Annotated in this window: 12 protein-coding genes; 4 read left to right on the top strand and 8 right to left on the bottom strand. The window is 64.7% G+C overall.

From position 1 onward, the window contains the following. Positions 1-6: 6 nt before the first annotated feature. From kdpB to pyrE, 5 genes are all read right to left on the bottom strand, one after another. Positions 7-2,052, bottom strand: a complete 2,046-nt coding sequence (kdpB, locus tag AC1VXC_RS01835) for a potassium-transporting ATPase subunit KdpB (RefSeq protein WP_481539692.1) — start codon at positions 2,050-2,052, stop codon at positions 7-9. Between the two features lie 8 nt (positions 2,053-2,060). Beyond that, positions 2,061-3,779, bottom strand: coding sequence for a potassium-transporting ATPase subunit KdpA (kdpA, locus tag AC1VXC_RS01830; protein WP_313493270.1), 1,719 nt, complete (start codon positions 3,777-3,779; stop codon positions 2,061-2,063). Between the two features lie 11 nt (positions 3,780-3,790). Beyond that, positions 3,791-3,883, bottom strand: a complete 93-nt coding sequence (locus AC1VXC_RS01825; protein ID WP_054660392.1) for a potassium-transporting ATPase subunit F — start codon at positions 3,881-3,883, stop codon at positions 3,791-3,793. A gap of 999 nt (positions 3,884-4,882) precedes the next feature. After that, entirely contained in the window at positions 4,883-5,533 is a 651-nt protein-coding gene (locus AC1VXC_RS01820) for a hypothetical protein (protein ID WP_481539695.1), read from the bottom strand. A 75-nt stretch (positions 5,534-5,608) separates the two neighbouring features. Then, positions 5,609-6,268 carry an orotate phosphoribosyltransferase gene (gene pyrE / locus AC1VXC_RS01815; RefSeq protein WP_313174631.1) on the bottom strand — a complete coding sequence of 220 codons (660 nt, stop codon included), beginning with the start codon at positions 6,266-6,268 and terminating at the stop codon, positions 5,609-5,611. Between the two features lie 196 nt (positions 6,269-6,464). Between pyrE and AC1VXC_RS01810 the strand changes: the two genes are divergently transcribed. The 3 genes from AC1VXC_RS01810 to AC1VXC_RS01800 all read left to right on the top strand — a co-directional run bounded on the left by AC1VXC_RS01810 (position 6,465) and on the right by AC1VXC_RS01800 (position 9,098). Beyond that, positions 6,465-7,265: an exodeoxyribonuclease III gene (locus tag AC1VXC_RS01810; RefSeq protein WP_481539693.1), complete on the top strand. Its 801-nt coding sequence runs from the start codon at positions 6,465-6,467 to the stop codon at positions 7,263-7,265. Then, positions 7,262-8,791 carry an AmpG family muropeptide MFS transporter gene (locus tag AC1VXC_RS01805; protein WP_481539694.1) on the top strand — a complete coding sequence of 510 codons (1,530 nt, stop codon included), beginning with the start codon at positions 7,262-7,264 and terminating at the stop codon, positions 8,789-8,791. Before AC1VXC_RS01810 ends, AC1VXC_RS01805 begins: the two co-directional genes overlap by 4 nt. Positions 8,792-8,870: 79 nt before the next feature. Then, a complete protein-coding gene (locus AC1VXC_RS01800) occupies positions 8,871-9,098 on the top strand; it encodes a hypothetical protein (protein ID WP_312371341.1) in 228 nt (75 codons plus the stop codon). Positions 9,099-9,243: 145 nt separating this feature from the next. On the opposite strand, the gene AC1VXC_RS01795 is transcribed toward AC1VXC_RS01800, so the two are convergent. Beyond that, positions 9,244-10,368 carry an anhydro-N-acetylmuramic acid kinase gene (locus AC1VXC_RS01795; RefSeq protein ID WP_481539955.1) on the bottom strand — a complete coding sequence of 375 codons (1,125 nt, stop codon included), beginning with the start codon at positions 10,366-10,368 and terminating at the stop codon, positions 9,244-9,246. A gap of 74 nt (positions 10,369-10,442) precedes the next feature. Beyond that, a complete protein-coding gene (locus AC1VXC_RS01790) occupies positions 10,443-11,900 on the bottom strand; it encodes a peptidoglycan DD-metalloendopeptidase family protein (RefSeq protein WP_481539956.1) in 1,458 nt (485 codons plus the stop codon). A gap of 167 nt (positions 11,901-12,067) precedes the next feature. Here AC1VXC_RS01790 and tyrS point away from each other — a divergent pair, with 167 nt between their 5' ends. Then, the gene (gene tyrS / locus AC1VXC_RS01785; protein WP_481539957.1) at positions 12,068-13,282 is read left to right on the top strand and encodes a tyrosine--tRNA ligase; all 1,215 of its coding nucleotides are present in this window, start codon (positions 12,068-12,070) and stop codon (positions 13,280-13,282) included. A gap of 327 nt (positions 13,283-13,609) precedes the next feature. On the opposite strand, the gene AC1VXC_RS01780 is transcribed toward tyrS, so the two are convergent. Then, positions 13,610-13,836, bottom strand: a 227-nt coding sequence (locus tag AC1VXC_RS01780; RefSeq protein WP_481539958.1) for a hypothetical protein, incomplete at its 5' end; no start/stop codon positions are given.

Here is a 13,836-nt window from a genome sequence, read left to right as displayed (position 1 = left end):
AGGTGTTCATGCGCCAAATACCAGGACAAGAAGAAGGTCGATGGCCTTGATGGCCGCAAACGGCAGCAGCACGCCGCCCAGCCCGTACACCAGCATGTTCCGCCGCAGCAGCGCGGTGGCGGTGGCCGGGCGGAAACGCACACCGCGCAGGGCCAGCGGAATCAGGGCCGGAATCACCAGTGCATTGAAGATCAGTGCGGCCAGCACCGCGTTGCGCGGGCTCGACAGCTGCATCACGTTCAAGGCCGCCATCGACGGGATGCTGGCGGCGAACAGCGCCGGCAGGATGGCGAAGTACTTGGACACGTCATTGGCCAGCGAGAAGGTGGTCAGCGCGCCGCGGGTGATCAGCTGCTGCTTGCCCACTTCCACCACGGACAGCAGCTTGGCCGGGTCCGAATCCAGGTCGACCATGTTGCCGGCTTCCTTGGCCGCCTGCGTGCCGGAATTCATCGCCAGGCCAATATCGGCCTGGGCCAATGCTGGCGCATCGTTGGTGCCGTCGCCGACCATCGCCACCAGCCGGCCACCGGCCTGCTCGGCACGGATGCGCGCCAGTTTGTCTTCCGGCCGGGCCTGCGCGATGTAGTCGTCCACGCCGGCCTCGGCGGCAATGGCGGCGGCGGTAAGCGGGTTGTCGCCGGTGATCATCACCGTGCGGATGCCCATCGCCCGCAGCTGCGCGAACTTCTCACGCATGCCGTGCTTGACCACGTCGGCCAGCTCCACCACGCCGAGTACGTGCTTTCCTTCGCTGACCACCAGCGGCGTGGCACCGCCACGGGCAACCTGATCCACCCGCGCCTGCAGCTCGTTCGGCACCGTGCCGCCCAGCGCCAGCACGTGCGCGCTGATGGCATCGGCAGCGCCTTTGCGGATGCTGCGGCCGTTGGCCAGGTCAACGCCAGACATGCGGGTTTGTGCGGTAAACGCCAGATACTCCGCTTTGTCCGGTTCGGCGGTGTTGCAGGCCTGCTGGCGCGCCAGACGCACGATGGATTTGCCTTCCGGGGTCGGGTCGGCCAGCGAGGACAGCAATGCGGCCTCGCGCAGCTGCGCCGCATCGATACCGGCCAGCGGATGGAAGTGTGTAGCCTGGCGGTCGCCGTAGGTGATGGTGCCGGTCTTGTCCAACAGCAACACATCGACGTCGCCAGCTACTTCCACGGCCTTGCCCGATTTGGCCAGCACATTGGCCTGCAGTGCGCGGTTCATGCCGGCGATACCGATGGCCGGCAGCAGACCGCCGATGGTGGTCGGGATCAGGCACACCAGCAGGGCGATCAGCAGCAGCGGATCGACGCTGACGCCGACAAAGCCCGCAATCGCTGGCAGCGTCGCCACCACCACCAAGAAGGTCAGCGACATTGCCGCCAGCAGCAGGGTCAGGGCGATCTCGTTCGGCGTTTTCTGCCGGTTGGCGCCTTCCACCAGCGCGATCATGCGGTCGAGGAAGCTGTGGCCCGGCTCGGCACTGACCCGCACCACGATCTCGTCGGACAGCACCTTGGTGCCGCCGATCACGCCGGAGCGGTCGGTGTCGGCCTCGCGCAGCACCGGTGCCGATTCGCCGGTGACCGCAGCTTCGTTGATGGTGGCCAGGCCGCGCACGATCTCGCCGTCGGCCGGCACGAACTCGCCGGCACTGACGATCACATACTCACCCGGGCGCAGCTCGGCAGCGGGGACGCGGCTTTCGGCAGCACCCTGCAACGGCGTGGAAATACGCCGTGCGACCAGGTCCTGGCGTGCACGCCGCAGCGATGCGGCCTGGCCGCGGCCACGCGCCTCGGCTACCGCTTCAGCGAAATTGCCGAACAACACGGTCACCAACAGGATCGCAGTGACAGCCAGGCCGAAGCCCATCGGTGCCGTGCCACTGAGGGTGACGATCAGCGCCAGCACGGTGCCGGCCATCACCACCGCCATCACCGGGTTGTGCAGCAGGTGCAGCGGCGACAGCTTGCGCAGCGAGTCCAGCAGCGCACGGCGCAGGCCGGCGCCATCAAGCAGGGCCGGGCGCGGCGTTGTGTGGGAAACAGGGCGGTTCATGGGGGCGTTCACGGTGAGGGGGCTCCCTGCAGGGCCAGCAGGCTCAGGTGTTCGGCCACCGGGCCAAGCACCAGCGCCGGCAGGAACTGCAGCACGGTAAGGACGATGACCACGCAGACAAGCGTCAGGGCGAAGGTCGGGGTTTCGATCTGCAGGCTGCCCGCGCTTTGTGGCACCTGCCGTTTGGCCGCCAGCTGGGTGGCAATGACCAGCGGGATGATCAGGATCGGGAAGCGACCCAATGCCAACACCAGCGCACAACTCAGGTTCCACCACACGCTGTTGTCGGCCAGCCCTTCAAAGCCGGAGCCGTTGTTGGCATAGGCCGAGGTGAACTCGTAGAACACCTGGCTGATGCCATGGAAGCCGGGGTTGGAGGTGCCGGCCAGTCCAGGTACGGCCAACGTCAGTGCGGTCAGGCCGAGCAGGGTGATCGGTTGCAGCAGCACCAGCACCGCCAGCAGGCGCACCTGTGGCGTTTCCAGTTTGCGGCCGAGCAGTTCGGGCGTGCGTCCGGTCATCAGCCCGGCCAGGAACACCGCCATCATCAGATAGACCAGGAACTGCTGGATGCCGCAGCCAATGCCGCCCCAGATCGCGCTGACCAGCATGTTGACGATGGGCATCATGCCGCCGAGCGGGCTCAACGAGTCATGCATGCCGTTGACCGAGCCGTTCTGCACCTGGGTGGTGATGGACGACCATAGCGCCGTGCCATCGGCGCCGAAGCGGGCTTCCTTGCCTTCCATCAGCAATGCGCTGGCGGCGCTGGCGCTGTGGCCTTCCAGCCACAGGCTGGCACTGGTGGACAGCACCGACATGGTCAGCATGCAGCCGAATACCAGCGCACCAAAGCGCCGCCGTCCGGTGAAGCTTCCGAGCATGCAGATGATGGCCATCGGGATCAGCAGGATGCCGATCAATTCCAGCGCATTGGACAGCGGGGTCGGGTTTTCCAGCGGGAAGCTGCTGTTCGGGCCATACCAGCCACCGCCATTGGCGCCGAGTTGTTTGGCCGCAACCATGGCTGCGACCGGGCCGAGCGGGATCTTCTGCGTTTCCATGCCGGCACCGGCATCGATCGGCGTGGCCTGCGGGCCAGCGGCCAGTGTGGAAGGCACGCCCTGCCAGTTCAGCAGCAGCGTCCACACCAGGCACAGCGGCAGCAGGAAGCGCAGACACAGGCGCACCACGTCGGCGTAATAGTTGCCGACGGTGACGCGCGGTGCGGCATTGCCGCTGTCGTTGCTGGCCGGTTTCATGAACAGGGCACGCAGCGTTGCCACTGCCAGTGCCAGCCCCATCATCGGGGTGATCACCTGCAGGCCGGTGATGCCGGTCATCTGTGAGAAGTAGGACAGCTGCGCCTGGCCGCTGTAGTGCTGCTGGTTGGTGTTGGTCAGGAACGACACCATGGTGTGCAGCGCGGTGTCCCAGCGCATGTTGGGGATGTTGTCCGGGTTCAACGGCAACCAGGCTTGGGTCATGAACACCGCCTGGGTCAGCACCGCCAGCACCAGGTTGCTGATCAGGAACGCAACCACATAACCGCGCCAGGACATGGAATGGACGGGATCGACGCCCAGCACGCGGTACAGCGGCTTTTCGATCCAGTGGAAGAGGACGTCGATACGCATCGGCGTACCGCGCATCAGCCGTGCCAGGTACAGGCCCAGCGGCCATGCCAGCGCCAGGCTGGCCAGAAGAATGAGGGTGGCTTCAATCACGACGGCGCTCCTCAGAACGACTCAGGTCGAAGGACCGCGTACAACAGGTAGGCAGCGGCGATCAGCACCACTACGCCGCACAACAAAGCAAGCCAGCCGGGCATGGAAAACCTCGGAAACGAAAGCAGGACGCGGCCGGCTGTGCCGGAACCTGCGTCGGTGGACGGGCAGGGCGGCAGGCAGGCGCGGACGACTACGCTGATCACCCCGATCAGGCCGTTATCGTCATCCTGCGGGGCGTAAACGATCGACGCTGCTTGGGCGGGGCTGGCGTAAAAGGCGCGTAAAAAGTTGGGGGCTGTTGGGGCGGTGATCGCTGATGCGGGGAGCACAAGCGGCGCTGGAGCTCCTTTCATCCGCTCCCGCCTTCGCGGGGAGCAGGCTCTGCGTGCTCCTAGTCCCGGCCTGGCCCGGCGCAGCACGCGGGTTTTGCGAACAGTCACGAGCCTTTGGCTCGAAAACGCCTGTTCTTGACCCTGCAAGCGGGAGAAGGAATGGTCTTGGCTGGCGATGGAGACTGCCGTAGCGCGCAGACCTTTGATCGCCGGTGGAGTGGCAGTGACACGTGGACCTTCAGCCGCAGGGGGCCTATCCCTTTTTCAGGCAGAGGGAGAGGGCGGAGTCTGCCTGGGTTCTGCTGTATTCCGCAGACTTTCAACCGCCGATGAAGTCGCAGTGACACGTGGACCTTCAGCCGCAGGCGGCCTATCCCTTCTCCCGCTTGCGGGAGAAGGTGCCCGAAGGGCGGATGAGGGGAGCTTTTAAACAGTAAAAGCGGCCTTAAGGCCGCTTTTGTTCTCAATCCAATGGCTCATCGGGAAAGCCCTGCCGAGCATGGCTCGGCACTACCGCTGTTGCTCCCTCCCTTGCGCCGCAGGCGGAGGGGAGGGTTGGGGAGGGGTTGGCTTTGTGGCCTTTCCAGCGCTGCTGGCTTCGCGGCTGAGGTCGCTCCTACAAGGCTGGTGGATGGTTTGGAAAGCCCCTGCCGAGCATGGCTCGGCACTACGGTTGGCAGTTCATCGGGAGAGCCTTGCCGAGCATGGCTCGGCACTACGGCTGGCAGTTCACCGGGAGAGCCCTGCCGAGCATGGCTCGGCACTACCTCAGCCCTTGGCGGGCTCGGCGCTGGCAGCGGGTGCCGGGGCAGCGGCTGCGTCAACCGGTGCCGCGATCCCCTTGAGCTCGCGGTAGCGTGCCAGGCTCTCGGCGATCTCGACTTCCAGCGCCTGTCGCTGCTGTTCAAATGCCGCCTGCAGGCGCAGCTGCGCCAACAGCTCGTTGTGGCGCTGGCGGATCTCGCCAGCCTGCTTGTCCGGCACTTTCTGCCCGGCCAGTTCCTTGTTGCCGGCAGCGGTGAGCTGTGCCGCCAGGGCGCCACGCAGGCTGGTCACGTTGAAAATCGCCGTCTTGATGTTGTTGTCGACGATCGCCGTGCGTTCACTGAACACACGGCGCAGATCGTCTTCGGTGGCATACGTGGACAGCATGGCCTGCTCGGTACGCTTGCGCGTATCGGCTGCCGCGGCATCCACTTCCTGCTGGGCCTGTGCCAGGGCCGCGTCGGCGCGCTCTTCGGCGGTGAGCGCGCGCTGTACCTCTGCCGAGCGCGTGCCGCTGCGGGCATTGAACTCCTGGCGCGCGCTGTTCACCGCTTCCGGTGGCAGCGTGTCCGAACAGATGCGCTTGCCGCCCTCGTCCCAGCAATACAGCTTCTTGCCGGCATCAGGCGCCCGGTTCTGGGCCAGCGCCGGCATTGCCAGCGTGGCCAGTACCAGCAGCAACGTTGCGGTGGTTCTTGACGGATTCGACACCTTGGCAGCCCCCTGCTATCAGCCTGTCGGATTGCTCCCGTAGTGGCCACGGTAGGCCAGCAACGGTTCGCGATAGCCGACAAGTTCCGGGTTCCCGGAGGCGAATGCAAGCAGATCGGCCAGATTGGCGACGGCGATCACCGGAATGCCGGTTTCGGCCGACACGGCCTGGGCGGCCGAACGGCGGTCTTGCTCCGAGGCGATCTCCTGGCGGTCCAGCGCCACCACGATGCCGGCCGGGATGCCCTTGGCCTCGCGGATGATGGCCAGGGCCTCGCGGATGGCGGTGCCGGCGGTGATCACGTCGTCAACGATCAGGATGCGCTTGCCGGCCATGTCGGCGCCGATCAGGCTGCCGCCTTCGCCGTGGTCCTTGGCTTCCTTGCGGTTGAAGGTCAGCGGCAGGTTGCGGCCGCGGTGCGAGAACTCGCAGGCAATCGCGGTGGCCAGCGGGATGCCCTTGTAGGCCGGGCCGAACAACTGGTCGAAGGCAATGCCGGCATCGTCGATGGCATCGGCGTAGCAGTTGCCCAGCTGGGCCAGGGCCAGGCCGGTGTCAAAACGGCCGGCATTGAAGAAATACGGGCTCACACGGCCGGACTTGAGGGTGAACTGGCCAAAGCGCAGCGCGTCGGCGTTCAGCGCCAGCTGCAGGAAACGGGAACGGTGGTCACTCATGTAAATACGCTGTCTTATCGTCTATTGAGGCTCCTAGGGTAAAGCATGGCCCTTGCAATTGCTGCGTTGCGCGTCCTGGAGGGGCCGGGGCGGCAGGGCTGGGCGGTTGTCAGGCGAAAGCGCCGCGGGTTTGTCGACCGCCCCGTTCCGGGCGGTATGCTGTGCCGGTCTTGAGCTTTCCTTACAGCGGTCCTTCATGCGTATCACCAGTTTCAATGCCAATGGCATCCGTTCGGCCACTACCAAGGGCTTCAACGAGTGGTTCCTCGGCCAGCAGGCCGACGTGCTCTGCATTCAGGAAACCAAGGCGCAGGAGTCGCAGCTGACCGACGCGCTGTTCCGCCCGGATGGCCATCATTGCTTCTACCGTGATGCCATCACCAAGAAGGGTTATAGCGGCGTAGGCATCTGGAGCCGCCGCGAGCCCGATGAGGTGCGTACGGCATTGGGCTGGGCGCCGTTCGATGATGAAGGCCGCTACATCGAGGCACGCTTCGGCAATCTCAGCGTGGTCTCGTTCTACATCCCCTCCGGCTCCTCGGGCGACCTGCGCCAGGGCTTCAAGTTCGAGGTGATGGAGTGGCTCAAGCCGATCCTGGACGAGTGGCTGGCCAGTGGCCGCGACTATGTGCTGTGCGGCGACTGGAACATCGTGCGCAGCGCGCTGGATATCAAGAACTGGAAGTCCAACCAGAAGAACTCCGGCTGCCTGCCCGAGGAGCGCGACTGGATGAACGGGTTCTGTGCCGACCAGGCCGAACTGACCGACACGGCCAAGGGCCGCGGCTGGGTGGACGCCTACCGCGTGCTGCACCCCGAAGGCCAGGACTACACCTGGTGGAGCAACCGTGGCGCGGCTCGCGCCAATAATGTCGGTTGGCGCATCGACTACCAGTTCGTCACCCCGGGCCTGCGTGAGCGCCTGCGTGGCAGTTCGATCTATACCGGCCAGCGCTTCTCCGACCACGCCCCGTTCACCGTGGACTACGACCTGTGAGTGAAGCGGTAGTGGAAGCCCCGCCGGCAGGGCTGCAACGCCTGCGGCGGTTGTTCGTGATCCTGCTGCTCGGTTTTGCCTCCGGCCTGCCGTTGGCACTGACCGGCGGTGCGATGCAGGCCTGGCTGACCGTGGACGGGCTGGACCTGGTCACGCTCGGCTTCCTGTCACTGATCGGTATCCCGTACACCTTCAAGTTCCTGTGGGCGCCGCTGATCGACCGCTTCGACCTGCCAATACTTGGGCGCAGGCGCGGCTGGATCGTACTGATGCTGTTCGCGCTTGGCGTGGCGTTGACCTTCATGAGCACGTTGTCGCCATCGCGCAACCTGGCGTTGTTCGCGTCGGTGGCGGTGCTGGTGGCCTGCTTGTCGGCCACGCTGGATGTGGTGATCGATGCCTACCGCACCGATCTGCTGGCGCCGGCCGAGCGCGGCCTGGGCGGTTCGCTTACCGTCCTTGGCTATCGTCTGGCGATGGTTCTTTCTGGCGGCATCACCCTTATCTGGGCCGAGCAATGGCAGAGCTGGCCGCAGGTCTACCGGGTGATGGCGGGCCTGTCGGTGGCAGTGGGCGTGTTGGCGCTGCTGTTGATGCCGCAGTTGCCGGAACGCTTCAAGGCACCGGTCTCCAAGGCCGGTGGTGAGCTGCGTGGTTTTCTGGCGCTGGTCGCCGGCGTGGCGCTGGGTGCATGGTTGGCCCATCAGGCGCTGGTGTTGTTCGGGCTCGATCCGGACAGCACCGACCGCTGGGTGCGGCTGGTGTTCGTCGTCACCCAGATCGCTGCGGCCATGGTGTTGGGGCTGGGCATTACCCGTTGGGTGCGGTTCGAGACGCTCAACGCGTCGCTGCGCAGTTATTTCGGCATGCGCGGCGCGGGGGCGTTCCTGGCCTTGGTGGTGCTGTACAAGGTGGGCGACGCGTTCGCGTTGAGCCTGTCCACCCCGTTCCTGCTCAAGGGCATGGGCTTCAGCCAGGCTGAAGTGGGGCTGGCCAACAAGACCATCGGCCTGTTGATGACGATTGTTGGCGCCATCGTCGGTGGCTTCTTCCTGCTGCGTCTGCGTCTGTCGACGGCGGTGATCGGCTTCGGCGTGCTGCAGTTGGTGTCCAACCTCGGTTTCTACCTGTTGGCGCGGGAAGGAGCAGGGGCCTGGGGTACGGTTGAGGTGCCGGCGTTCAACCTGTTGATCGTCCATCTGGACCAGCCCACGCCGATGGATGGCCTGCTGCTGTTTGCATTGAGCCTGGACAACTTCGCCGGTGGCATGGGCACGGCCGCGTTTGTTGCCCTGCTCAGCGGGCTGTGCGGAACGCGTTTCTCGGCCACCCATTACGCCTTGCTATCGGCATTTGCGACCTTGGGGCGGGTGTTTGTCGGGCCGTTTGCGGGGGTGTTGGCCGACGCCTATGGCTGGCAGATTTTCTTCCTGGTGTCGGTGGTAGTGGGCCTGCCGGGCCTGCTGATGGCATGGTGGCTGCGGCGCGAGGTCGATGCCACTACCCAGTTGTCGCGCGCTGGTTGATCCCGCGCGCTGATTGAATCCTCCGGCGGTGTCGTTGATGATGCCGCCGGGGGGATTCACCGACAGTAGTGTGGTGCACATGGCTGACGTGACTCTGCGTGATATCGATCCGCTGCTGATGGAGCGCATCCGCCGCCTGTCGGTGGCGCGCGGCTGGACCCGCGAGGAAACCTGCCTGGCTTTGCTGGAACAAGGCTTGTTTGCCAGCGAACATCATGTGCGCGGTGGATTCGAGGAGCCCGAAGTGGATGTCCTGTCCGAGGCCATCAAGGCCCTGCAGGCGCTACCAACCGGCAGCGACATCTGAGAACTGTAGAGCCGAGCCATGCTCGGCTGGAGCCTTCCCGATAAAGCCTCTGCCGCGCATGGCTCGGCACTAAGCTGGAGCGTTGCCGGTAAAGCCCCTGCCGAGCATGGCTCGGCACTACCGCCTACCACCTACCGCCAGCCCCTTAGGCCAAATGAATCGCGCCCAGAATCCTCGGCCCGCGCGCGCCGCTGACGCTGGGCAGATTGCCCGGCCGCCCAGCCAGGGTTTCCTGTGCCAGCCACGCAAACCCCATCGCCTCCATGTAATCCGGGTCCAATCCGTGCTCGGCACTGGAGCCGATCAGCACGCCCGGCAGCCGCGCCTGCAATCTCGACAGCAACTGCGGATTGCGCACACCACCGCCGCAGACCAGCACGCGCCGCGCAGCCGGCAGCTGCGCCAGCAGCGCATCGGCCACCGTGGCTGCGGTCAGCTCCAGCAGCGTCGCCTGTACATCCGCGGGGGACAAAGGCGCTGCATCCAGCTGTGCCTCCACCCACTCAAGATGGAACTGCTCGCGGCCGGTACTTTTCGGCGGCGGCAAGGCAAACCAAGGCTCGGCCAGCAGCCGACCCAACAATGCTTCATCGATCCGACCACTGGCCGCAAACGCACCATCGGCATCGAACGCATGACCAAGATGGCGCTGACACCAGCCATCCAGCAAGGCATTGGCCGGGCCGGTATCGAAACCGCGGATACTGCCATCGCGGGCAATCAGGCTCAGGTTGGCAATACCACCGAGGTTGAGCACCGCGCGATCTTCATCGGCGCTGCCCAGCATGGCCAGATGAAAGGCTGGCATCAGCGGCGCGCCATGGCCGCCAGCGGCCACGTCGCGGCGACGGAAGTCGGCAACGGTGGTGATGCCGGTCAGCTCGGCGATACGGTTGGCATCGCCGATCTGCCAGGTGAAAGCCGGAGTGCTCAGCGGCCGATGACGGATGGTCTGGCCGTGCGAGCCGATTGCCCGCACCTGCTCGCGGCGCACTCCGGCATCTTCCAGCAGCTGATTGGCGGCAGCGGCGAAGGCGATGCCAACACTGGCATCCAGCTGCCCCAGCGCATCCATCGATGCGGGCTCGCCGCCTTGGCCCAGCGCGATCAGGGCATCGCGGGTCGCGCCGTCCCAGGCGTGGGTATGGCCGTGCACGAAGCGGCATCCACCGCTCTGCGGAAACTGCACCAGCGCCGCATCGATGCCGTCGGCGCTGGTGCCGGACATCAGGCCAAGAAACAGCGGCAGCTGCGGATCAACGGAGGACATGGCGGTCGCTATAAAGGAAACGGGCAGGGAAGCTTCAAGCTCCCTGCCCGTATCGTCAACGGTGTTGCGCTGGCTCAGCCGCGCTTGCCGCCGGTTGCCGGTGCGGCAGCGGCCGTCTGCGTTGTCGCCGGCTTCCTGCTGTCGCCGGCATCGGCGTAGATCAGTTCTTCCATGCCCTGGATGCGTGCCATCGCCGGTGCGGTCTGCGCACGGAAGGCGGCCAGATCGGCGCCCTGCAGCGGCTGCGGCGGCGGCATCGTCACCGACAGTGGATTGCGGTGCACGCCGTTGACGCGGAATTCGTAATGCAGATGCGGACCGGTCGACATGCCGGTGGAGCCCACATAACCGATGACCTGGCCCTGGGCGACACGCTGGCCGGCACGGTAGGGCCCCAGCCGCGACATATGCCCGTACAGCGTGGTGTGGCCGCTGCCGTGGTCGAGGATCACCACATTGCCGTAGCCACGCTGGGTGCCGGCGAACTGCACGCGGGCGTCGCCGGCGGCCATGATCGGGGTGCCAGTGCGTGCGGCGTAATCCACGCCCTTGTGGGTGCGCATGGTGCCGAGGATGGGATGGCGGCGGGTACCGTAGTTCGAACTCAGGCGCGCGAACTGGATCGGCGAGCGGATGAAGCTCTTCTTCAACGAACGGCCGTTGAGGTCGAAGTATTCGGACTTGCCATTGCGATCAAACCGGAAGCCGGTATAGGTCTTGCCGCCGGTCTGGAAGGCCGCTGCCAGGATCTTGCTGGTGTCGATGCGCTCGCCTTCGCGCCAGGTTTCGTCCATGACCACGCTGAAGCGGTCGCCCGGCTGCAGGTCCTTGGAGAAGTCGATGTCGTACTTGAAGATTTCATCGGTCATCGTGGCGATGGCCGAGGGCGACAGGCCTGCCTTGCGCGCGGCGTTGTACAGCGAACTGGTGATTTCACCGCTGGCCACCACGGTGCGGGTGCTGGTTGCACGCTCGCTGACCTTTTCGCGGATCTGGTCGCCCTGCAGGCTCAGCTCAACCCGATGATTGCCATCGCGGTCGAAACGGATGCTGCGCAGGCTGCCGTTTACCGGCAGGTCGAAGGCGATTTCGGCGCCCGGGCGCAGCTTGGTCAGCACCTCGCGGGTGCCTGGATGGTCCAGCACCTTCTGCATGGTGGTCGCCGGTACACCGGCGGCTTCGAACAGATCACTCAGGGTCTGGCCACGTTGCACCCGCTGGATCTGCCAGCTGTCGCCGGGGGTTTCGCCGCGCCGCGCCAGTGACAGCGGCGGCAGGGGCAGGGCAAGCGTGGAATGCGACGACGGCAGGTTGCTGTCGATGGAATTGGAAAAACCGGGGACGATTGTCGCCGCCAATGCACCGATGGTGACGAACAGGCTGGCGTGGATCCAGTGCCGCCGGTTCCAGCGTTCGTTGAACGCGGCGGGCAGATGTTCCTTCAACTTCCGATGCAGGGCGTTGTCGTGCAGGACGTGGAGTCTTTCCTGGAAGCGCTGTTTGCGCGCGGAGCCATGATCGGGTTGGGACATCGGTCGGTTCTCTGGTCGACCCGGATCGCGGGCCCAAACGCAGGTAACATAGACACCTATCAATACCGCGTCAAACCATTGAGCCGCATGGCTTTTCAATCGGTTAACGTGGTTAACTTGTACTTAACACCATTCATGTTTTTGACTGCGAAGTCGGGAGTTTTAGCGTGTCCTCGATTGATGAAGCCCTTGCCCTGATCGGTCGTGGAGCCGATGAAATCCTCAAAGTGGAAGAACTGCGCCAGCGTCTGGAAAGCGGCCGCCCACTGCGCGTGAAGGCCGGCTTCGACCCCACCGCACCGGACCTGCACCTGGGCCACACCGTACTGCTGAACAAGCTGCGCCAGTTCCAGGACCTCGGCCATCAGGTCATTTTCCTGATCGGCGACTTCACCGGCATGATCGGTGACCCGTCCGGCAAGAGCCTGACCCGCAAGCCGCTCAGCAAGGAAGACGTGCTGGCCAATGCGCGCACCTATGAAGAGCAGGTATTCAAGGTGCTGGATCGGGAAAAGACCGAAGTCCGCTTCAATTCCGAGTGGTTCGGCAAGATGACTGCGGCCGACATGATCCGCCTGGCCGGCCAGCACACCGTCGCCCGCATGCTCGAGCGTGACGATTTCGCCAAGCGTTATGCCGCCCAGCAGTCCATTGCCATCCATGAATTCCTCTACCCGCTGGTGCAGGGCTACGACTCGGTGGCGCTGAAAGCGGACGTCGAGCTCGGCGGCACCGACCAGAAGTTCAACCTGCTGATGGGCCGTGGCCTGCAGGAGCACCACGGGCAGAAGCCGCAGATCGTGCTGACCATGCCGCTGCTGGAAGGTCTGGATGGCGTCAACAAGATGTCCAAGTCGCTGGGCAACTACATTGGTATCAGCGAACCGGCGATCGACATCGTCACCAAGACCATGAAGGTCGACGACGCCTTGATGTGGCGCTGGATCGACCTGCTCAGCTTCGATATCTCGATTGACGAGGCCAAGCAGCTGCGCGCCGACGTCGAGGCCGGCAGCATCAACCCGCGCGAGATCAAGCTGCGTCTGGCGCGCGAGCTGGCCACCCGCTTCCACGATGCTGCTGCTGCCGAGCAGGCGATTGCCGGCTGGAATGCCGCGGTGACCGGGCAGGGCGACATCACCCAGCTGCCGCTGCAGGAAGTCGCCATCCCGGCCGAAGGCCTGCGTATCGGCGCCCTGCTGACCGCTGCGGGCCTGACCCCGAGCAACTCCGAAGCGTCCCGCAAGCTCAAGGAGCGTGCGGTGAAGGTGGACGGCGAAGTAGTCGAAGACGCCCAGACCGTACTGCAGCCCGGCTTCGAAGGTTTGCTGCAGGTAGGCAAGCGCACCTTCGCCCGCGTCCTGCTGGTGGCAAGCGCCTGATGCCTGAAGCCCCTCTCCCCCCCCGGGAGAGGGGTTGGGGAGAGGGTAGGGCGAAGCGTCGCTGTGTCAGCAACGCGGCACGCTCAATCCGCTCAACAGGAAGGTCTTGCTTCCGCACACTAACAAGGTGCACGCAAAGCACTCCCTGCTTCCGCAGCGGCCCAATGAACGAAAGTTGGATAAAACTTTCCACACCCCCTTCACAAACCCCGCAAAGAAGCACATACTTCACCTCCCCCGACGCAGGGGCCTCGCAAGAGGCGCCAGCAGAAGGAAAGCTTGAAGTCGCCGCCTCTCAAAAAGGTGTTGACGAAGCAGAAAAGCCGGCTATAATGGGCGGCTCGCTACGACGGAAACGTCGCAGCCTACGAAGAAGGCGCTGAGGCCCGATTCGAAGTTCTTTGAAAGTATGCGCAGGTATCTTGTGAGGACGCCTGCAGGAATGGATGACTGTCCATCTTGCAGACGTTTAATCAAGCAATGATTCAATTGTTTTAATGCAAGCGAAACGTTGCCAGTGATTGAATTTCTGCAGCTAAAGTATTTGTCTTCGG

Source organism: Stenotrophomonas sp. STEN033, from assembly GCF_056856655.1.
The sequence above is the reverse complement of the archived record's forward strand: the minus strand, read 5'-3'. Positions and strand labels throughout refer to the sequence as shown.